This window comes from Paraburkholderia yinzeri (assembly GCF_046581065.1).
Taxonomy (GTDB): domain Bacteria; phylum Pseudomonadota; class Gammaproteobacteria; order Burkholderiales; family Burkholderiaceae; genus Paraburkholderia.
Window position 1 is genome coordinate 84,513 of the sequence record NZ_JBFOCJ010000003.1, and the last position, 20,440, is coordinate 104,952.

Genomic DNA, 20,440 nt, shown 5'->3' on the forward strand with positions numbered 1-20,440 from the left:
CGCATACCATCTTGCGCTTTCGGTGCTGAATGCCGGGCGGGGTGGCCTGGAAGAGGCTGCCCGGCTTCTGCAGGCGGTCTATCTCGCCCGCTTCATGGCGGGTCCCGATCCGGGCGACGTCGGTCTGCTTGACGCGGCGGAGACCGCCCTCGATCACATCGGGGCACGCGTGGAAGCGGGCGGTGCCTGGACAGTCACGGAGTCCGAACACGCGGCTGTCCGGGCCGCGACGACAACTGCCACGTCGCCTGAGTGGGCGGCGTGACGTAGGGGCGCACGTCCTGCTGCGCGGCGAGAGAAACGCCCATGGCGGCCAGCGGTTCGCCGCGCCGATTGGGTGCCGGGGCCGCGAGATGGCGCCCGTTCGGGCCGATGTCCGAACGGGCCAGCGCGTAGCCGGCGCGCCTGATTTCCGCGAACTCGTGCATCCATTCGTCGGCGCTGACCGGTGTGAGCGACGCGTGCGCGGCGCGATCCGAAATAAACTCGCTCCAGTCATGCTTCTGCCTGTTCGCGGCAAGCATGCTCATTACCCCCTTCCCAGCCGCGCATCGGCGCTGGAGGCGCATCGTTTGTCGTCACGATGTTGCCACCTTGCGTCTCTATCAGTCTGCGGCAGACTCCGAGGTTCTGTTGTAAAGGACCGCCGCGACCGTCGCCGAAAAGCCTGAACCATTTCCTGGCCTTCCCTCAAACAGTGTGGCGCGCCGCCGCATCAGAAGTCAGACTTGTCCTACGCCGCAGTAGTCGCCGGGACTCTATCCTTACACCTGTCCTGAAGACAGGCAGCAGGGAGGTCGTGGTTGCGCATATTCGCGACCCCATTCTTTCCGTAATCGAGCCTTGTATTTCGGATTCCAAATCAATTAAGCTTGAAAAGGAGCATGTAGATGGTCGTTTCGTTCCTGACCTGGATTCGAACACAAGCTGAGCGGGACGATCCCGTTGGCCGCCTGGCGCGCGATGTCGAAGCGCGTACTGGAGCGCCGGAAGGACTGTGGAAGGCAAACTGGCTGGAGCATCTGGTGCTGCGCAAAGCCGGGCCGGGTGCGATGGCTGCGTTTGAAAAAGCCTGGGAAGAATACGCCGTCTCGTTTCTGGACAAGTACCGTTAAATATAGGTGTTGGACAACTGCCATGAGCCCGCTTTCTTTGATCGATGTTTCGTCCCTGCGCGACCGCGCTCACTCGATTGTTGGCGATGACCGCGCCCGGTCGGCGCCGGTCGACACGCTGCGAGCGCGCGATGAAATTGGGGCCCTTGCTCAAAAGCATGACAGCCGGTTTGCTCTGACAGGCGCAATCTTCGCGGGCATTCTCATATCGTTCGGTGCGCTGGTCGCGGCTCACGTCATGTTCGGCAGCAACGGCACGTCCCACGAGACGCGCAATTCGCATTAATACATAATCAGGTATCCTTCATATGTTCGAATCGATCATGGTCAAGCTTCGACAGCCACAGGGGATAGCCGCGATCCCCGTCGATCCGGACATCCTGCTGGCGGAACACATCGAATACCACATCCACCTGTATGTGGACTTTGCCATGTGCGCCGGATGCCTGCTTGTCTTTTCCGGCGCCTACGCGAGCGCTCACCTTCTTCTCGACAATCTTTGGTGAGGGTTCTGCCCGTTGCGGCGCGGCATTGGCTCAGGTGGCATAGTCCGCAACTAACGGTCCAATCAGCGCGACTCGATAAACAGTCCGACTGGTCGGGTTATCCGGCATCGGTTGAAGCAGCGCATTTCCCCCATACGCAGGCGTCAAGAACTGCCGCGGCGTGCCGATAACGCAGAGGCGAGGTCGGCGGTGTCGGCCGTCGCGGATTGCACAGGGGCTTCTGGCGGGCCGCATGAAGGCGCATGAGCGCGGGCCGCGCCCGGCCGCCGCCCCGGACTGGAACGCAGATACGAACGCACGAACGAACGCACACACGCGCGGCGGTGGCATGGGTTTGCCGCCGCGCCAGGAGATAGCGCGGGTATGAGCTATTCGGAGAGGACGGACGGCGCAGGCGGGGCTCAGCCACGCGGCCCACGTTCGTCCCATGATTCCGCAGAGGAGGCGTTTGCGTTCGAGCGCGGCATGCTCAAGCTCATTGCACGTAGCGTGCCGTTGCCGGAACTGCTCGCCGAGGTATGCCGCCGCGCCGAGCGCCTGCTGGGCGACGGCGCGTCGTGCTCGATCCTGCTGGCCGACGCAGACGGCCAGCATCTGCGCGTCGGCAGCGCGCCGTCGCTGCCCGGGCGTTACCACAGCGAGTTCGACGGCGCGCGGATCGGGCCGGGCAGCAGCCCGTCCGGCATGGCGATGTACGAGAACCGCATCGTGCTGGTGGAAGACTTCCACGTGGAAGCCGGTTGGGGCGATGCCGTGCGTATCGCCACGGCGAGCGGCCTGCGCGCCTGTTGGACGATGCCGCTAGGCAACGACGCCGGGGGCGTGCTGGGGGCATTCGCCGTCTACCAGCGCGTGCCGTGGCGGCCCGGCGAGGCGCAAGAGGCGCTGCTGCGCGACATCGGCCTGAGCGTCGCCGCGCTGCTCAATCAGGTGACGGTCGCGCAGCGGCTCGCCCAGAGCGAGGAGCATCACCGTCTCGTGGTCGATCACTTGAACGAGGGGATCGTCGTACAGTCGCGCGACGACACGGTGCTCGCCTGCAATCCCAGTGCGCGGCGTATCCTGCGTCTTTCCGGAGACGTGATCGGCCGGAGCATCATGAGCGTGATTCCGCGCGTGCTGGACGGCGACGGACGGCCCATGCGCCACGGCGAGCGCCCGAGCATGCGTGCGCTGCGCACCGGCAAAGCCGTCATCGGCGAGACGGTGGCGCTCGAACTGGCGAACGGGGGGATCGTCTGGGTGACGGAAAACGTGCTGCCGATCTTCCGCCCCGGCGAGACCGAGCCGGTTTCGGTCGTCGTTTCGTTCACCGACATCGGCGCCGTGCGCGAAGCGCAGCAGCAGCTCAGATACCTTGCTACGCGCGACCCGCTAACGGGCCTCTACAACCGCGCGTGGCTTGCCGACTGCATGCGCGATCTGCTGGACGGCGAGGCGGGCGACGGGCGTCTCGCGCTGCTGTTCGTCGATCTGGACGGCTTCAAGAAAGTGAACGACACGGGCGGCCACGAGGCGGGCGACATGCTGCTGCGCGTGGTGGCCGAGCGGCTCATGCGCTGCGTACGCGACGCCGACACACTCGCGCGCGTGGGCGGCGACGAGTTCGTGATCGCCGTGCGTCATCACGACGACGAGGGCGAACTCGTGACGCTGGCGCAGCGCGTGCTGGACGCCATTGCCGAGCCGTTCGCGGTGGCGGGCAACGAGTATTACCTGGGCGCCTCGATCGGGATCAGCCGTTTTCCCGACGACGGGCTCGACGCCGCGGCGCTCATGCGCAATGCCGATTCCGCGATGTACGTGGCCAAGCAGCGCGGCACCAACCAGTTCCAGTTTTTCACGGCCGAGCTGAGAGACCGGCTGCAGCGCCGCTTTCTCGTGGAGCAGTCGTTGCGGCGCGCGCTGGCTTCGGGCGAACTTGCGCTCGTGTACCAGCCTATCGTCGACGGCGAGACGGGCAGGCCGATAGGCGCGGAGGCATTGCTGCGCTGGGAGAGCAGCGAACTCGGCCCGGTGTATCCCGCCGAATTCATTCCGGTGGCGGAAGACACCGGCCTGATCGTCGCGATTGGCCACTGGGTGCTCGAGCATGCGTGCCGGCAGGCCGCGCAATGGCGCCGCCTGCTCGCGCCCGATTTCGTCATGGCCGTCAACCTGTCGCCGCGCCAGTTCACCGAAGGGCTCGTCGAACAGATCGAGCACTGTCTGGCACAGGCGGGCCTCGACCCTGCAGGTCTCGAACTGGAAATTACCGAAGGACTACTGATGAACGACACGCAGACGGTCATGCCGATGCTGCGTGCGATCAGCGACCTCGGCGTGCGTATTTCCGTGGACGACTTCGGCACCGGCTACTCGTCGCTTTCGTACCTGAAGCGCTTTCCGCTCCATCACCTCAAGGTGGACCGCTCGTTCGTCATGGGCTTGCCCGACAACCGCGATTCGGTGGCGATCACGCAGGCCGTCGTCGCCATGGCCCATTCGCTCGGTATGCGCGTTACGGCCGAAGGGGTGGAAACGCCCGAGCAGTCGTCCTTCCTCAAATCGCTGGGCTGCGAGCGCCAGCAAGGCTATCTGTTCGGGCGCCCGGTCGGCGCCGCGGCCTATGCCGCCATGCTGCGCGGGGGCTGCGAGACCGCTTCGTAATTCGTAATGGGCAGCGGGATTCTCGGCAAATGCGGCACAATCTCCTCCGTGGCGCCAGCGAAGCAGGAGGAAGCGATGAACCGCAGCACCGAAAGGAACCGGACCGACTGGATTGCCCGCTCCGAAGCGGCGGAGGGCATCGAGCGGATCGAGGCTTTTTTGCACGGCAATGCCTACTCGATGCACCGGCACGACACCTACGCGATCGGCGTCACGCTCGCGGGCGTCCAGTGCTTTCATTACCGGCGCGGCTTGTGCCGCAGTCTGCCGGGGCAGACGATGGTCCTGCACCCGGACGAGGCCCATGACGGTCAGGCGGGCACGAGCGAGGGTTTCCGCTACCAGATGCTCTACGTGCAGCCTGCCGCCATTCAGGCCGTGCTCGGCGGCAAGGCGCTCCCGTTCGTCGAGGGCGGGATCGCCACGGATCCGCGCCTGTTCGAAGCGACACAAAATGCGCTGCGCCGCATGCACGCCCACGCGGAACCGCTCGAACGGGACGATGCGCTCTTCGAACTCGCCATCGCGCTCGATGCCGCAGCGGGCGCACGTCCGGCCAAACCCTCCGCGGATTATGCGGCGGCGCAACGCGCACGGGATTATCTGCAGGCGGCCTGCACGGAGAACGTCACGCTGGACATGCTGGCCGCCGTCGGCGGACGGGACCGCTGGAGCCTGTCACGCGACTTCAGGACGTTCTACGGGACGAGTCCCTACCGCTACCTGACCATGCGCCGGCTCGAAGCGGCCCGCGCGATGATGCTGCGCGGCATGCCACTGGCGGATACCGCGGCTGCCGCCGGCTTTTCCGACCAGAGCCACATGACGCGGCATTTTCGCAGTGCCTACGGCATTTCTCCCGCGCGCTGGCTCGCGATGATGGGCGGCCCGCGCCGCGGCTGATGCAGGCCGGCATAATAAGGCATCCTATAAAATGACTCCCTGGTGTTCGCTGGGTCCGGCCGCACCATCGGCCGATCGGGTTGCATGGCGCTGCGGGCCGTCGGCGCACGCTCTATTGATGGTAGAGCGTGGCCATGTCGGCGAAGGAGGCGGGCCGCGCAACTGCGGCGTACTTCACCTTCTTGTCGCGCCGCGCATGCTTGTGCGCGTGGCTTGTCTCTCGCGCTTTTTTCGTCGAGGCATTCGATTCCAGATTCGCCCTGTGTAGGCCGACCGCTCGTGCGGCTGCGTGCGGCCGGGGCGATTTCCACGCTCCTGCGTTCATGGCCTGTTCGAGCAGCGCGCGGTCGTTCTATCGCGCCACCTGGACGCGAGACGAAATGACTGGCTGTTCCTATATGCAATTCGGCCGATTGTCGACAGACGGACAGCGAGGGGCGCGTTAAATTCGACCCGGTTACTTGCCCCTCATTTCTCAGACAACAGGAGATTCAACGAATGTTCATCGGGTTCATTCCGGTGCTGGTTGCCTTCGTTGCCGCGCTGACTTCGCTACGCAGTCAGAAAGGCGCACGCCTCTTATGGATCATGTGTGCGCTGCTGGTCGTCAGTTGGACCCTGTTCCATGGTCGTCATCATCTGCATGACCTGTCGACGCTGGGGTCGTGGTGATGAAAGTGAACTCGCGACACCTGAACGCTATCGACATCGCAGCACTGCTGGGCATCTGCCTTGTCCTGCTCGAGGCGTTCTACTACCAGCTCGTCAAGGGCGAGCTTCCCTGCGCATTCTGCAATCTCATACGCGTGGGCTTCATGTTGCTCGGCAGCGGCCTGCTGCTGAACCTGCGCTTTGGCACGAACGTCTGGAACTATGTGCTCAGCGCATTTGGCGCCCTGATTGGCAGTCTCATCAGTCTGCTCTTCATGTTCGCCAAAGCGCCGGCGTGGACCACGCCAACCGGTTCAGCCGTTTTCGGGCTGCACATGTATACGTGGACGTACATCCTGTTTACGGCGGCCATCATGTTCTGCACGGTGATGCTAGCCTTCGCTTGTGGAAACCCGGGCTCTGTTCCGGAGCGGGCCAGTGGGCGATATGCGACGTTTCGGTCGATCGTCACGGCTGCGTTCCTCTTCCTCGTTGGCGCCAACCTCGTCTCGGCGTTCCTGCAGAACGGCTTTCACACTTTCAGGGCAGGTGGCCAGAAGCACTATCAGATGCTTTACGACGGAGATGTGATGAAGTCGTGATGAGGCCTCGACGCAAGCGAATCTCGACCTGGGCCATTTTCTTCAGGAAGGCGAACCAGCCTCCTGAATCAGCCAGTCGCGGAATGTGACGAGCTTCGGCAGCGATGCGCACTCTGCGCGATAGACAATGAAGTACGCCAACTCCGAAGCCTGCTCCAACGTCGGGAAGAGCTGGATGAGCCGGCCGGCGGCGAGGTCGTCGCTCGTCATGACGCTTCGCGCCAGCGCCACGCCGTGCCCGTCAATCGCTGCTTGCAGCACCGCCGCCGAATTGTTGATCTGCATGCCTCGCGTCGCATCGACCTTCGCGGCGCCGGCCCGTTGAAGCCAGTCGCCCCAGGACGCAAATCCAATATGCGCGTCGACCGAGAGGTCATGGATGAGCGCCTTGCCCGCCAGGTCATCGGGGCGTTTGAGTTTTCCATTCTTCGCGAGCCAGGCCGGCGAACAGACGGGAAAGATTTTCTCGTCCATCAGCTTTTCGGCGACGAGACCCGGCCAGGCGCCGCGGCCGTATCGCACACCGATGTCGATGCCCTGCGCGGCAAAGTCCACGAGCTTGAGGTTCGTATCCAGACGAACATCGGTCTCCGGGCAGACGGCATGAAAGTGCTCGATTCGAGGTAGCAGCCACTTTGCGGCGAAGGAGGGGCTGACGGCCACGGTCAGCACGCCATTCTTCGAACTCTCGCGCAGGCGGCTCAGCCCGATAGCCAGCCGGTCGAACCCGGCACGGATATCGGGTAGCGCCCGTTCGGCGGTTTCCGTGGGCACAAGCCGGGCTCGACCGCTGGTCTCTCGATGAAACAGGGGCGCACCCAGCCACTCCTCCAGGGAGCGGACAAGCTGTCCTACCGCCGCAGGCGTGACATTGAGTTCGGACGCAGCCGAAGAGAAGCTCTGATGCCGGGCACTGGCTTCGAACGCACGCAGTGCGTTAAGAAAGATGGGCGCTCTCATGAAAGATTTTCTTTGCATCCAGCAAAGAATATAGCAGTTGTGAGCCGCGAGTGAGTTCCGAAAAATGATGACGGGTGCCTTCTTGTGATTTTGTGATCGCGGATGTTTGAGCGAGGGGCGTCTGGAGGCGGTTCGCCGTGCGAGCCGAAGTGACTATGGTTTTTTGCAGGAGAGTTTTATGAGCAGCAATGTACGCGTCACCCCATGGAGGGAGGGCGATGCCGCCCCCGAAGAGCTACTTGCCGGCATGCGTGCGCGTCGGCCCAATGGCGAGCTCATCGGGATCGACCGCGTTCTGCTGAAAAGCGTTCCGCTCGCGACCGGGTGGAATGAGTTGCTGCGCAGGGTTCGCGCCGATTTCAGTCTGGAGCTGGAATATCTCGAGCTCGTTATGCTGCGCGTAGCGGTGCTCAACGGTGCCGACTTCGAATGGAATGTGCACTACCCGGCCTATCTGGCGGCAGGCGGAACCCGCGAGAAGACCGAGGCTCTCAAAGCGGCACACGTCGAGCACGCGGCGTTCAACGTCCATGAAATCGCGCTGATAAAGCTGACCGACCAGTCCACCCGGAACGTTGCGGTGGAGGTCGCCGTCATCGAGGAATTGAAGCGCCTTTTTGGCGAGTCGAAGACGGTGGAAGCCGTCGCGACGGTCGCCGCGTACAACATGGTTTCGCGCTTTCTGGTGGCGCTGGCTGTCTGAAGTCTTGCCGGATGGGGCTCCGGGGCATCCATGAGCTACGCTCACTGCACCATGAGAACATACCATTGTTGCTCAAAATTTCGGGCTGCTACTCTAATCGCAATACGAAGCTACGCCGCGGGCGTACCGTTCTATCGCGAATGGAAGTGACTGTGAAGATTCATCCAGAAATGCAGGGCCGCGGAGCCTCACCCGGAAACCAGAGATCGGTGTTTGACGAGGTCATCGACCGAAAGCACTCCAATTCCCTGAAGTGGGCATTCGGAGAAAGGCTTCTTTCCGCAGACGAACAGGCTGCCGACCCCTTGCCGATGTGGGTCGCGGACATGGACTTCCGCGCGCCCCAGCCGGTAATCGATGCGCTCCATGAGGCAGTCGGGTATGGCGTCTTCGGGTACTCGCGCGGCGCCACCGAGAGCTATGTCGAAGCGGTGACGGCCTGGCAGGCCAGGCGCTTTGGTTGGGACGTGTCCAGCGACTGGGTTCTCCAGTCGAGCGGCATCATTACCGCGCTCAAAAACGCCATCCAGGCCTTTTCGGCGCCGGGCGATTCGGTTCTGATTCAGCCTCCCGTCTACGCCCATTTCCACGACGACGTCCTGCTGAATGGCCGCCGTCTTGCGTACGCACCCCTTGAACGCGTGGGGACGGCATACCGCTTCAACGAGAAGGTATTCGAGGCGGCCATCCAGGATAACACCAGGCTGTTCATCCTTAGCAACCCTCACAATCCAACGGGCAATGTCTGGTCCGAAGGCGAACTGCGTGCGATGGGCGAAATCTGCCTGCGCCGTGGCGTTCTCGTGATTTCGGACGAGATTCACCAGGATCTCGTCATCAACCCGCTCAAGAAGCACGTGCCGTTCGCATCGCTGGATGAAAGGTTTGCCGAAAACAGCATCACCTGCACTGCACCGAGCAAGACATTCAATCTTCCTGGCCTGCAAAGCGCAAACATCTTCGTGCCGAACCGCCGTTTGCGGGAAGCGCTTCATCGCCAGTTCGACCGGAACATGTATCCGGCGGTGAATGTCCTGGGCATGGTCGCGGCAGAGGCAGCCTATTCCCACGGCGAGCCATGGCTCGACGAGTTGCTCGGCTACCTTCGCGAGAACCATGCGCACTTTCGCAGCGCGGTACACAGCATTACCTCGAAGATCGAGGTCTTGCCTGCCGACTCGCTATACCTCTCGTGGATGGATTGCCGCGGTCTCGGCATGGATGCCGATGTCCTGAATAAATTCATGTTGACCAACGCGAGACTCTGGCTCGACAAGGGACAGAAATTCGGCATCGAAGGGCATGGCTACATGCGTGCGAACCTCGGGTGCCCGCGTTCCATCATCGACGAAGCAATCCGCCGTCTGACCACCGCACTCGCGGGACTCTGACAATCGACGGCGCATCCCATCTCGCTTACGACATCACTCGTAAGTGATCAGGATTGCAGAATTAAATACAAGAACAACCGGATATTTATCAGGAGGCGACATGAGCCACAGTAATGACATTCAGACGTACGAACAGGAAGATCTAAAAAGAGACCTGAAAAACAGGCATATCCAGATGATCGCCATCGGCGGCGCAATCGGAACCGGATTGTTTTATGGGTCGTCGTGGGCAATCAAGACGGCCGGGCCGGCCATCCTGCTGGTGTACGTATTGGCTGCCATCGCAATCTATTTCGTGATGCGCGCGCTGGGGGAGATGGCTGTGGAGGAGCCGGTATCCGGCTCGTACGTCTCCTATTCGAACCGCTATATCCATCGATTCGCCGGATTTCTGAACGGCTGGAACGCGTTTATTTTCTTGCTCGCCACGAGTGCCGCCGATTTGAACGCACTCGGAAACTACATGCATTTCTGGTTTCCGGCCATTCCAATCTGGGTGACAGCCGGTGCGGCCGTGTCGCTGATGTTTCTGGTCAATATCATTGGCGTAAAGGTATACGGCGAGGCGGAGTTCTGGTTCGCGCTGGTCAAGGTCATAGCCATCGTGGCAATGATCGCTTTCGGTGTGGGAATGATTGTCTTCGGCATCGGGAACAATGGCGTGCCTATCGGCTATCGCAACCTCGTCGACCACGGCGGGTTCTTTCCCAAGGGGGCCGGCGGAACGTTCCTCGCTATTGTGATGGTTGCCTTCGCATTCGGTGGGGTTGAAAATCTGGGGCTCGCGGCTGGAGAAGCGAAGGACGTCAAGACCACGATGCCCAAGGCCATCAACGCGACGTTCTGGCGCCTGCTGATTTTCTACGTCGGCGCCATCGCCGTCCTGCTGATGGTCTTTCCGTGGACTTCCTTGACGACCAGGGGCAGCCCATTCGTGGAGGTGTTCACGAAAATCGGTATTCCGGCGGCGGCGGGCATTATGAATCTGGTCGTCATCATGGCGGTGCTGTCTGCGGTGAACGCGAGCGTCTTCACCAATAGCCGGACGTTCTACAACCTGTCGCTTCAAAAGAATGCGCCGGCGTTCCTGGGTGTCACGAATAGCCGTAAGGTTCCGCACCGGGCGATCCTGATGGTCTTCGCGACGATGTTCGCGGGCGTGCTGCTGAATTACTTCATGCCCGGGCAGGCCTTCGAACTGTTTTCTTCCGTGACCGTATTCGCGCTGGTCTGTGCGTGGGGCTCGATCGTGATTAGCCACCTCGGGTTCCGGAAAGCCAGGCGGCAGCGGGGCGATGAAGGCCAGATTACGTACAGGATGCCGTTCTATCCGTACAGCAATTACATCGCACTGATTTTTCTGGCGGCGGTACTGGTTGGAATCGCTATTCTGCCGGACATGCGAATCTCACTGGTCGTTTCCGCCGTCTGGGTCTTCGTGGTTTTCGTCGGCTACAAGTTTTATATCAGAAACGAATCGTCGCGCACCAGCGTTAGCGTAGAAACCGGCGACGCAAAGGACATGCTCGCGTGATGACGATTTAACCGGCTTTCTCCGGCGGCTTGCCATGCATGATCGTGGCGAGCCGTTCTTGCCCCGGATTTTACGGTCCTTTCCTTCTGGTGACCGTGGCCGGGTTGTCCCCTGTCTTCGTCGAAGGCGGCGCCGCTTGTGGCGTCACCCGGCCGGCCAGATCATCGCTGCGGCCCCGCATATAGACTTGCGGACTGCTACCCATCTCAAGGCGAAACGCGTAGACAAACGCCGAGGTCGAGCCATATCCGAGCTCCATCGCCGTTCGCGTGACGCCCATCCCTCCGCCCAGCAGTTCAATCGCTCTGAAGAGGCGCATTCGGCGTCGCCACGAACGCAGGCTCATCCCGGTTTCGGCGACAAAGCGCCGGGCAAGGGTGCGCGCCGACATGCCCAATATTCGCCCCCATTCCTCCGGGCCGCGCGTGTCCGCCGGGTCCGCGTAAACTGCTTCGCACAGCACTGCCAGGGATCCATCGCGCGGCCAGGGTAGCGCGGTAGGCAGCGGGCGCGCGCGCCGGAGCTGGTCGAGAATCAAATGCGTGATGCGGCCAGCGTATCCGTCAGGGTCGTCCTGCCCCTCTATCTCGGTCGCTTCGACAATGAGCGCCTTGAGCAGCGGCGAAACAGCAAAGACGCTTGGGCCCGTTCCCGGCAAGGAGTCGCCGGTGTCATCGGCGATCCACAAGCTGCGAAACTCGGCGCCCAGAAGCGAACCGACGCGATGGCGCAGGCCTGTCGGCAGCCACACGGCCTGTTCCGGCGAAATGACGAGAGACCCGGCTTCGGATATGACGGTTAGCGCACCAGATATCGCGTAGACCATCTGATGCCAGTGATGCGAATGCTCGGGGAAAAAGTGGCGGGCGGGGATGAACTGCGCGCGTACCTTCAGGGGAGCCGGGGGCGATACGCCAGCGGGGGCTTCGATGGTTTCCCAATTCATGTCGGTCATCCAGTAGACCGATATTCTATACATCTTGACCATTCGTCGAAATACCGACACGAGAAAAACGGGTCTAATAACGACTCCCTGTACTAAAGCATCGCGCCGTCGGCTATAACGGACTGCCGATGCTCGAACGCCCGCGATTGCCACCGACTGCCACTGGAGTTACCCGCTTTATGTCCCGCCTCGACCGCTACAGCCTGCCACTCTCGACGACTTCCGACCTTGCGGCCGAGCGCTATCAGGCTGGCGTTGACCTGCTTCTGTCGCTGTGGCCCGGCGCCGGGGAGACGCTCGATGAATCGATCGCGGCAGACCCGGATTTTGCGCTCGCCTATGCTGCACGGGCACGTTTGCATGCCATCCGCGCGGAAGTCACGAACGCGCGCGCGAAGATTGCAAAGGCGATGGAACTCGTGCTTCGCAACGGCACGGAGCGTGAACGCAGTCACGTAGAAGTCCTTGCTTTCGCGATCAACGGGCAGGCGCCGAAAGCCCTTGCGGGAGCGCTGGCGCATACGGACCGGTGGCCGCGCGACATCGTCGTCCTGTCGTTGCCGCTTGGCGCATTCGGCCTTTTCGCGTTCTCCGGAATGGCCAATCACGACCAGGCGCGCGTGGACCTCTGCGAGCGTCACGCACGACACTTCGATGCCGACGACTGGTGGTTTCTGACCTATCGGGGCTGGGCGCACGGCGAGAACGGTAACGTTCAACTGGGCCGCGCCCTGACGCAACGCGCACTTGAATTGCGCCGCCACAATGTGAACGCAGCCCATGCAGCTGCGCACGTCTTGTATGAAGCCGGCGCCAACGACGAAGCTGAACGAATGATTGCTGGCTGGCTGCCGGAGTACGAAAAAAGCGGCGTGCTCCATGGCCACATCGCATGGCACGCTGCGCTCATCGCGCTGGAGCGCGGGGACACCGGGCGGGCACTCGCGGTATACAGCGAGCACGTTGCACCGTCCGCCTCAACGGGGGTTCCCATCAATGTCGTGAGCGACACCTCGTCGTTCCTCTGGCGTATGCAGGCGTATGGCCACACCGTCCCTGCGGGGATGTGGGATGACGCCGCGAAGTACGCCTCCGGCTATTTCAAACAGGCCGGATTCGCCTTTGCGGACTTCCACATGGCCCTGGTTGCCGCAGCCACAGGGGATAAGGAAGGGCTCGAGCAGCGCGTCGACTCGCTCCTCGGACTCGTCGAGGCAGGAAGCCTTCCTGCCGGGCCCGTTGTCCCGGCGATTTGCCGGGCGGCCCTTGCATTCGCCGAAGAAAACTACGCGCGTTGTGCGGAAATTCTCGGACCCGTCGCTCACGATGTCGTCCGCATTGGCGGAAGCGGCGCGCAACGCGAGATTGTTGAAGACACGCTTCTCGTCTCGCTCATGCGAAGCGGGGAGATTGCCAGGGCGCGCGCGCTGCTCGACAAGCGGTTGCATCGTCGCCCGTCCCCGCGAGACTCGCGTTGGCTCAGCCAACTGACCGCTGCGTAGGCCGTCTTTCGTCAGATGATGAAATGAGTTCAAACGTATCAATCAGGGCTACCGGGCTACGAAAGCTGCTCGTCGATGGGGCACGCCCGGTGGCCGCAATTTCAATCGCGCAGCTCTTCGGTACCGCGTTGTGGTTCAGTGCCAATAGCACCGCCACCGACCTGATGCGAATCTGGCACGCGAGCGCGGCCGACATCGGGTGGTTGACGAATGCGGTGCAATTGGGATTCATCCTTGGCACCCTCTTCATTTCGTTGAGTGGCGCAGCCGACCGCTTTCGCGCGAGCCGGATTTTCGTCTGCAGTGCAATAGCCGGGGCGGTTTTCAATTTCTGTTTTGCATGGCTTTCGACCGGCCTTGTCAGCGGAGCCGTCTTTCGGTTCGGCGTAGGCGTTTGCCTTGCCGGTATCTATCCAATGGGGATGAAGCTGATAGTTGGCTGGGCGCCGGAGCGCACGGGGCAGGCCCTTGCTCAACTGGTGGCGATGCTCACGCTGGGCACAGCCCTGCCTCATGCGATGCGCGTGTTGGGGGCAGGCTTTCCCTGGCAGCTCATCATTTCCGCCTCGTCGATACTGGCGATGGGTGGCGCTCTCATCATCGCCGCGCTGGGAGACGGACCGCATGCCGCTGTGAGGTCCCGCGGGACGACAGACCCGAATCAATCGGCGGCCCGGCAACCCTCCGTGCTGGTCGCATTCCGGATTCGCGGGTTTCGTGCCGCGACGCTTGGGTACTTCGGCCACATGTGGGAGCTCTACACGTTCTGGACGGCGGTGCCCCTGCTGGTCGCTCGCACTTCGCTGACGACGCATTTTCCCGGCACCCGTGTTTCGGGTTGGTCGTTCATCGTCATCGGCGTAGGCGCCGTGGGCTCCCTGATTGGCGGAACGCTGTCGCGATACATCGGGAGCGCCAGAGTGGCCACCGGCGCGTTGGCGATTTCGGGGCTCTGCGCGCTTGTTTTTTCGCTCGGTTGGCATTACCTCACGCCGGGGGGCGTCGTGGCCTTGCTAATGGTTTGGGGTGCTTCGGTTGTTGCCGATTCGCCCCAATTCTCCGCGCTCGCGGCGAAGGCTTGCCCGCCCGCTCTCGTGGGAAGCGCGCTCGCGATTCAAAACTCAATCGGCTTTGCACTGACCGTGGTATCGATTGCCGCTACGACCACCTTGTTCGAGCACATCGGGCTCGATGCGACCTGGCTCCTCGTGCCAGGCCCGGTACTCGGTCTTGCCGCATTCGCGATGACATCACGAAGCCCGGGTCCGGTAAACGGAGACAGATGATGCTAGACCTCCAGTACCTCTCGATCGTGATGGAAGTCGAGCGCCTCGGCAGTGTCACTGCCGCTGCGGAGCGGTTGAACGTCACGCAGTCAGCGCTCTCGCACATGGTGCGCAAATTCGAGGAGCGGCACGGCGTCAAGCTATGGACGAAGAACGGGCGCGGCCTGCGCTTTACGCAGGCAGGCGAATACTTGCTCGCACTCGCGGAACGCGTGCTTCCCCAGATGGAGCACGCGGAGCGGACGCTCGTTGATTTCGCGGAGGGTCGCAGAGGCGCGCTGCGCGTGGGGATGGAATGCCATCCCTGCCAAAAGTGGCTGACGCGACTGACTCCGCATTATCTGGCTGCCTGGCCGGACGTGGACTTCGACGTGAGGACGGCCTTTCGCTTCGACGGTGTTGCCGCCCTCCTGGGATTTGAAATCGACCTGCTGATTACGCCCGACCCCATCGACGTTCCGGACGTTGTCTTCACTCCGGTAATCGACTACGAGCTGGTTCTGGTGGTCCCGGATGCGCACCGGCTGGCTACGCATGAGTTTGTCTCGCCGAAAGACCTGCTCGATGAGGAGCTCATCACGGTTCCGGTAAGCAAGGAGCGGCTCGACGTCTACACGCGATTTCTCGTGCCCGCCCATTGCAAGCCGAAATTTCACCGAACCGCCGAGCAGACCGACCTGATGCTGCAACTGGTTGCGGCCGGGCGCGGCGTAGCCGTGCTTCCCGAATGGCTGGTGGTCGAGGAAGGAGAGGGGCTTTCCATTCGCACCGTGCGACTCGGCGAGCACGGCATCAACAAGAGCATCAATCTTGGCGTTCGCCGGGGAGAAGAAGGCGTCGCTTACATTGCAGGCTTCCTGGCCCTGGCGCTCGAAATGGGCGTAGCGGTCGGAAGAAACCTTCACAGCTAGCCCGGTCGCCAGGACATATTGCGTCAACGCGCCATCGTGAGCACCATGCGGAATTTGACGTCACCGGAGCGCATCCGTTGATAAGCCTCGTTGGCCCTCTCTAGCGGCATGACTTCAATCATCGGGCGAACGCCGGCCAGAACGCTGAAGTCGAGCGTTTTCTCCTTTTCGCAGGGTGTGCCGGTGATAGAACCCTGGATGCTGCGCTCGCCACCGACGAAGTAGCCGGGTGAAACAGTCAACGGATCCCGACCCGCGCCTAGCAGAATCAAACGGCCTCGGGGAGCCAGTCCGCCGAGCACTTGCGATACCGTATCCGCGTGACCGATGGTGGTTACGATAGCGTGTGCGCCGCCCATGCCGATGAGCGCTGCTGCCGCATCTTCCTTGCTGTTGTCGATGTAGAGGTGCGCTCCCAATGCCTTGGCGTCGTCGGGCGTTTCACTGCCGCGACCGATTGCGACGACCCTGAAGCCCATGCGGCGAGCGTACTGCAATGCCATGTGTCCCAGGCCGCCGATTCCCAGAATAGCCACCGTGTCGCCCGCTTCGGCGCCGCATTTCTTGAGGGCGTTGAACGTGGCGACGCCGGCACACAGGATGGGCGCGGCCTCTTCCGAACCCAGTTCCTCCGGAATTGACACGAGCCCGGTGCTGCGCGCCAGCATCATTTCTGCATAGCCGCCATCGCAAGACGCCCCCAGGACGGGCTGGTTCAGACAGAGCTGGAAGTTGCCCTGCCGGCATTGAGGGCACTCATTGCAGTGGCCGCCAAGCCGGCCCACTCCGACACGCTGGCCAATTTTCCAGATCGACGGTGTGTTTGCTCCTCTGGCGACGATGCGGCCGACAACTTCATGCCCCGGTATTCGCGCATGCGGCGAAGCCGGGCCCGCGTTCTCGATATCGCGTGCATCCGCACCGCAGATTCCGCACGCTTCGACCTCGATCAGCACCTGGCCATCGCCCGGCGTCGGCGTTTCCCTTTCGACCAGCTCCAGGACGCCTGGCCGGGTAATTTGCACTGCTCGATAAACTGATTTCATGACTGCTCCTTCAAATAGACTGTCGTTTTCCCTGTCTCGACGCCGAATGATTGTGCGAGCTTAGTGCTTGAACGCCGCGATGGGCCGCATCGATAGCCCCGGCGAGGTATCCGGGAAACTGCGGTGACCATTCGCTTGCGATACCGGTCAGGCGTTCGCTCCACGAGCCGAGTGGTGCGTTTGCCGCGGGCAGGGCAATGCGTTGCGAAGCGCCTTCGATGTCGCGAATGGTGGCCGTATGGGGATCGCAAGCCCAGTCCTTGATGAATTCCGCTTCAGGTGTTGCGGCGCGTGGGCCAAACAGTCGCGCTAACTGCGTTCGACAATGCATGCGCAGAACCGCTTCCTTCACGTTCCGGCGAACGCCGGCAGGTATGCCGAAGAATCCAAAGAGGGCCGCGTTGCCGCCCTCCGTGGAGGCATCGTGTATCTCTCCGAGCGGGCCGCAAGCGCTGCGAGCCTCGCCGGAGAGGCCCGATTGACGCCAGAACGCGGACGGGTACGTTGCAACATACTTGGCATGGGGCGCCATCCATGTGTCGATACTGCGCCATTGCTGTACCAACGCTTGCGGCAGGGCGGGTTCGAAGCTGATGTTGGACTCGACGAGGCGCGGAGGTAGCGCCAGCAAGACATGGTCGACGCAGGCGGTTCGGAAATTTCCTGCCAGGTCTTCGCTGCTTAATTCCACATCGCGACCTGTGAAGCGAAGGCTGCGCACCGCTTCGCCCGTGAAGACCGATTTTGCGTCGAGCGCTGCGGCTAGCGTGTCGGTCAACGTCGCGATCCCGCCAGCCAGACGCATCGAGACTGGCGCAGTCGTGTAGCCTCGCATTCGCATGGGAGGCTCGCCATGCGAGCGCTCTACCATCATGTCGCCGGTCTGGCGCTGCTCGAAGCTCGTGATGCCGAGGTCGTGGATCAAACCGCCCAGTTGCGGTTGGAGGTCTGGCCAGAACCACGTCGGACCGAGGTCAAGGCGATCCCGTTTTGCGTCGCTCTTGCTCCCGGCGTCTCCGTGCGCCGTAGCGGGAACAGACAGGATTCGTCCTCCGGGCGTTTTACGTGCCTCGAAAACGAGGTAATCGTGAATGCCCCGCTGCTGCAGCAGAAATGCCGCGTAGAGGCCGCTTAAGCCGCCACCGACGACGGCAACACGTGCAGTCTGCATGGTTACCCCTTTAATCCGGCTTCGGTGAGATGGCCAGTCTTGATGTAGAACAGCGCACCCGACTCCCCTGCGGAAAATTCCGGATATTCGCCCGCAGGCAGACGTATCCAGGTGCCGCGCTTGCAGGAGAGACGTCCTGCCTTAACCGCTCCCGCAAGTACCAGCAGTTCCGCCGTGCCCACCTCTCCATCGAACAAGGGTTCGCGAGGAGGGAGCCGATGAAGGGAAACCTGCTCCGTGTCGCCCGAAAACAGCGGACAAACTGCCGCGCGGCCACGGCGTTGCCATGCTGCGCGAGCGTTGGTATCGACGCGTACCCGTTCACTGTCCGTGGGTGGCATTTGCCACAATTTCACGAAGATGATCGCGCCGTCGAGGCTATACGGCTGATGCGATGAGCCGGGCGGATTGCGCAAATACCAACCGGAAGGGTAGTGATCGCGGCCTTCGGAAAAGACGCCTGAAAGGACGAAAATCTCTTCTCCGCCCGGATGCTCATGTAAAGAAAAGCGGGACGCAGGCGCGTAGCGCACGATGCTGGTTGCCCGAGCCCTCTCGCCGCCCAGACGGTCCAGCATCATGCGCTCGACGCCGCCTTGAGGCGACGCAATCCAGCGGTAGTCGGCGGGCGTCATGGTGACACGGCGCGAGAAATCGGCATTGACCAGCATGGGGGGGACTTGAGGTACGGGTGCCTGTCAAGATCCGGCCAGATAGCCAGGCAAAGCCTCTCTGGCCGGTAGCGGGATGAAATTACGCTTTGGACAATTGAGCGTGCGCTTCGATCACGCGCGCCGAATAGACCAGTGCGGGACCAGCGTTCAGCGCGATGGCGACGCCTAGCGCTTCCGTGATTTCTTCGAGTGTGGCGCCATGCTCGACGGCTTTCTTCGTATGCACGGAAATGCATCCGTCACAGCGTGTCGTGACCGCTACGGCAAGCGCAATCAGCTCGTGAATCTTGGGCTCGAGCTTGCCGGTCTTCTCCGCGGCAGCGTCGATGACGCCGAGGCCGCGCATGATTTCGGGAGCCTGCTTTCCATAGTCGCCGACACGTTCCAGCAGCGCGCTGCGATAGGCATTCCAGTCTTTCATCATGGACGTTTCTCCGGTGAGGGGCGTGACACCGCGTTTATTGAGCGATGCGAATCAAGCGACTTGATAGATGCGCACTTCAGGCTCGGCGGCCAGAAGGGGGCGAAGCTCGCCGACGACGTCATTGGCGAACAACTCGCTCGTCAAATAGGCTCTGGCATTCTTAACGCTGTCGAAGCCATGCAATACCTGTACGTCTTCTTCGCGTATCAGCAGGTCTTTCGACTTCGCGCCGACGATGGTGTTGAGGAACGGCGCTTTGTACTCCCGATAGACTTTGGCAGCCGCCGCGCGATTGGCTTCGGGAATTTTGAGAGTGATCTGCAACCAGGCCATGGAACATCTCCTTGTTCTAGAGGTAGAGATGGCTCGCGCTCGCCTGCCGCGCTGCGAAGCGGCCGTAAAGCGTCGATGCCGACGGGTTTGAGGAACGCAAGCCTTGCTTCCACGACATTCTTCACGTGTCCCGTCGTTCCGGCAAAGGAGATAATGTGTCAGCGTCCGAAAGAAAAACTTTCTCGCTGCGCATTTTCTGGCTGCAACGGACTTTTGGCCCGACTAGTCTAACTACGCGGCTCCATAACCGAGCCGCGTTGCCGCGTTTTGCGCGAGCGCCAGAAGCTTGGCGTCGGTCGGCGGGGTGTTCGGGACGATGTAGAGATCGGCGAGGTCGGTAACGGGGTCGCTGAACGGTGTGGGCGTGCGGCGCTGCGCGTGCAGAAAATTCCTGAGCGCAGACGGGTCGGCCAATGCAAGAAAGTCGCCGAGGCTTGCAATCGTGGCATCCGGATCCTCGACGAGACTGCGATAGGCAATCGTCAACCGCTGGTTCGCGGGTACTTCGTCGAAGAAGTCGAGTATTTCCGTCACATACTGCCCCCAGACTCGAACGCCGTCGTCGACGGACCCGATCCAGCGCTTGCGCACGAGAGAGTTGGCCACGCGCGCGGGATCGCGATGAATATGGATGAAGCGCGCATGCGGCAACAATTCGCGTATCAACCGAAGGCACGAGCCCGAACGCGGCAGGCGTTCGATTGAGCCAAGGCGGCCGGAAAGCAGGGTGGGGTCCGCATAGGGGGGATGCTTGTCCCCCCAGATAGGCGCCGCGATCTGGAGCGCCTCGCGGTAAAAGCGCTCGACCCAAGGGCCCAGCGTGCTATTGCCGAAGCGGACAAGCGACTCCCGGTGGGCGGGACTGAGCAGATCCGGGCGGCGGCTGCCGATGTCCAGCGTCTCCTTCAGCAGTGCGAAGATCCGGCATTCGTTGGTCAGATGGATAAGCGGGTGCTCGTTCAGGACAGAACAAAGAAAGGTCGTTCCCGAGCGGGGCGCACCGACGATAAAGAGGGGGAACGAATCCATTTGCGCCTCTCGTTCTCTGTTGCGCTCATCCTACGCGTCTGTGATGGCGCGGAACTGACGCCGTGATGACACGGCGGAAGGCGAAGGCGAGAAGGGCGCGAGCA

22 protein-coding genes are annotated in these 20,440 nt (G+C 62.0%); 13 read left to right on the plus strand and 9 right to left on the minus strand.

Features of this window, described 5'->3' with window-relative positions; translation table 11 throughout:
* Nucleotides 1–194: 194 nt before the first annotated feature.
* A complete protein-coding gene (locus tag WJ542_RS27165) occupies nt 195–569 on the minus strand; it encodes an IclR family transcriptional regulator domain-containing protein (protein WP_411192664.1) in 375 nt (124 codons plus the stop codon).
* Nucleotides 570–890: 321 nt separating this feature from the next.
* Between WJ542_RS27165 and WJ542_RS27170 the strand changes: the two genes are divergently transcribed.
* The 7 genes from WJ542_RS27170 (at nt 891) to WJ542_RS27200 (ending at nt 6,426) form a co-directional block, all read left to right on the plus strand.
* A complete protein-coding gene (locus WJ542_RS27170) occupies nt 891–1,115 on the plus strand; it encodes a YozE family protein (protein ID WP_411192665.1) in 225 nt (74 codons plus the stop codon).
* A 22-nt stretch (nt 1,116–1,137) separates the two neighbouring features.
* The gene (locus WJ542_RS27175) at nt 1,138–1,401 is read left to right on the plus strand and encodes a hypothetical protein (protein ID WP_411192667.1); all 264 of its coding nucleotides are present in this window, start codon (nt 1,138–1,140) and stop codon (nt 1,399–1,401) included.
* Between the two features lie 22 nt (nt 1,402–1,423).
* On the plus strand, nt 1,424–1,621 hold the full coding sequence (locus tag WJ542_RS27180) for a hypothetical protein (protein ID WP_411192669.1): 198 nt from the start codon (nt 1,424–1,426) through the stop codon (nt 1,619–1,621).
* A gap of 363 nt (nt 1,622–1,984) precedes the next feature.
* A complete protein-coding gene (locus tag WJ542_RS27185; protein ID WP_411192671.1) occupies nt 1,985–4,270 on the plus strand; it encodes a bifunctional diguanylate cyclase/phosphodiesterase in 2,286 nt (761 codons plus the stop codon).
* A 75-nt stretch (nt 4,271–4,345) separates the two neighbouring features.
* The gene (locus tag WJ542_RS27190) at nt 4,346–5,173 is read left to right on the plus strand and encodes an AraC family transcriptional regulator (RefSeq protein ID WP_411192673.1); all 828 of its coding nucleotides are present in this window, start codon (nt 4,346–4,348) and stop codon (nt 5,171–5,173) included.
* 498 nt (nt 5,174–5,671) lie between these two features.
* Nucleotides 5,672–5,845 carry a hypothetical protein gene (locus WJ542_RS27195; RefSeq protein ID WP_411192675.1) on the plus strand — a complete coding sequence of 58 codons (174 nt, stop codon included), beginning with the start codon at nt 5,672–5,674 and terminating at the stop codon, nt 5,843–5,845.
* Between the two features lie 5 nt (nt 5,846–5,850).
* Nucleotides 5,851–6,426 carry a disulfide bond formation protein B gene (locus WJ542_RS27200; RefSeq protein ID WP_411192677.1) on the plus strand — a complete coding sequence of 192 codons (576 nt, stop codon included), beginning with the start codon at nt 5,851–5,853 and terminating at the stop codon, nt 6,424–6,426.
* A 42-nt stretch (nt 6,427–6,468) separates the two neighbouring features.
* On the opposite strand, the gene gcvA is transcribed toward WJ542_RS27200, so the two are convergent.
* On the minus strand, nt 6,469–7,386 hold the full coding sequence (gcvA, locus tag WJ542_RS27205; protein WP_411192679.1) for a transcriptional regulator GcvA: 918 nt from the start codon (nt 7,384–7,386) through the stop codon (nt 6,469–6,471).
* 178 nt (nt 7,387–7,564) lie between these two features.
* On the opposite strand from gcvA, the gene WJ542_RS27210 reads away from it, so the two are divergent.
* The 3 genes from WJ542_RS27210 to WJ542_RS27220 all read left to right on the plus strand — a co-directional run bounded on the left by WJ542_RS27210 (nt 7,565) and on the right by WJ542_RS27220 (nt 11,014).
* Nucleotides 7,565–8,089, plus strand: a complete 525-nt coding sequence (locus WJ542_RS27210; RefSeq protein WP_411192680.1) for a carboxymuconolactone decarboxylase family protein — start codon at nt 7,565–7,567, stop codon at nt 8,087–8,089.
* Nucleotides 8,090–8,229: 140 nt separating this feature from the next.
* On the plus strand, nt 8,230–9,480 hold the full coding sequence (locus tag WJ542_RS27215) for a MalY/PatB family protein (RefSeq protein WP_411192681.1): 1,251 nt from the start codon (nt 8,230–8,232) through the stop codon (nt 9,478–9,480).
* Between the two features lie 100 nt (nt 9,481–9,580).
* Nucleotides 9,581–11,014, plus strand: a complete 1,434-nt coding sequence (locus WJ542_RS27220) for an amino acid permease (protein ID WP_411192682.1) — start codon at nt 9,581–9,583, stop codon at nt 11,012–11,014.
* A gap of 70 nt (nt 11,015–11,084) precedes the next feature.
* On the opposite strand, the gene WJ542_RS27225 is transcribed toward WJ542_RS27220, so the two are convergent.
* Nucleotides 11,085–12,002 carry an AraC family transcriptional regulator gene (locus tag WJ542_RS27225; protein WP_411192683.1) on the minus strand — a complete coding sequence of 306 codons (918 nt, stop codon included), beginning with the start codon at nt 12,000–12,002 and terminating at the stop codon, nt 11,085–11,087.
* 137 nt (nt 12,003–12,139) lie between these two features.
* On the opposite strand from WJ542_RS27225, the gene WJ542_RS27230 reads away from it, so the two are divergent.
* Genes WJ542_RS27230 through WJ542_RS27240 form a run of 3 tightly spaced genes read left to right on the plus strand, consistent with a single transcriptional unit; the run spans nt 12,140 to nt 15,659 of the window.
* Complete coding sequence (locus WJ542_RS27230; RefSeq protein ID WP_411192684.1) at nt 12,140–13,462, plus strand: tetratricopeptide repeat protein; 1,323 nt, start codon at nt 12,140–12,142, stop codon at nt 13,460–13,462.
* Between the two features lie 23 nt (nt 13,463–13,485).
* On the plus strand, nt 13,486–14,748 hold the full coding sequence (locus WJ542_RS27235; protein WP_411192685.1) for an MFS transporter: 1,263 nt from the start codon (nt 13,486–13,488) through the stop codon (nt 14,746–14,748).
* Nucleotides 14,748–15,659 (plus strand): LysR family transcriptional regulator, encoded by a 912-nt coding sequence (locus WJ542_RS27240; protein ID WP_411193500.1) that lies wholly within the window; start codon nt 14,748–14,750, stop codon nt 15,657–15,659. The genes WJ542_RS27235 and WJ542_RS27240 overlap by 1 nt, the downstream gene beginning before the upstream one ends.
* A 23-nt stretch (nt 15,660–15,682) precedes the next feature.
* Here WJ542_RS27240 and WJ542_RS27245 read toward each other — a convergent pair whose 3' ends face one another.
* The 6 genes from WJ542_RS27245 to WJ542_RS27270 form a co-directional block, all read right to left on the minus strand.
* On the minus strand, nt 15,683–16,705 hold the full coding sequence (locus WJ542_RS27245; RefSeq protein ID WP_411192686.1) for an alcohol dehydrogenase: 1,023 nt from the start codon (nt 16,703–16,705) through the stop codon (nt 15,683–15,685).
* A 10-nt stretch (nt 16,706–16,715) separates the two neighbouring features.
* Nucleotides 16,716–17,876, minus strand: coding sequence for a flavin monoamine oxidase family protein (locus tag WJ542_RS27250; protein ID WP_411192687.1), 1,161 nt, complete (start codon nt 17,874–17,876; stop codon nt 16,716–16,718).
* A 2-nt stretch (nt 17,877–17,878) separates the two neighbouring features.
* The gene (locus WJ542_RS27255; protein ID WP_411192688.1) at nt 17,879–18,547 is read right to left on the minus strand and encodes a cupin domain-containing protein; all 669 of its coding nucleotides are present in this window, start codon (nt 18,545–18,547) and stop codon (nt 17,879–17,881) included.
* Nucleotides 18,548–18,629: 82 nt separating this feature from the next.
* Nucleotides 18,630–18,974: a carboxymuconolactone decarboxylase family protein gene (locus tag WJ542_RS27260; RefSeq protein WP_411192689.1), complete on the minus strand. Its 345-nt coding sequence runs from the start codon at nt 18,972–18,974 to the stop codon at nt 18,630–18,632.
* Nucleotides 18,975–19,025: 51 nt separating this feature from the next.
* Nucleotides 19,026–19,307 carry a hypothetical protein gene (locus tag WJ542_RS27265; RefSeq protein WP_411192690.1) on the minus strand — a complete coding sequence of 94 codons (282 nt, stop codon included), beginning with the start codon at nt 19,305–19,307 and terminating at the stop codon, nt 19,026–19,028.
* Between the two features lie 231 nt (nt 19,308–19,538).
* A complete protein-coding gene (locus tag WJ542_RS27270; RefSeq protein WP_411192691.1) occupies nt 19,539–20,336 on the minus strand; it encodes a sulfotransferase family protein in 798 nt (265 codons plus the stop codon).
* Nucleotides 20,337–20,440 lie beyond the last annotated feature (104 nt).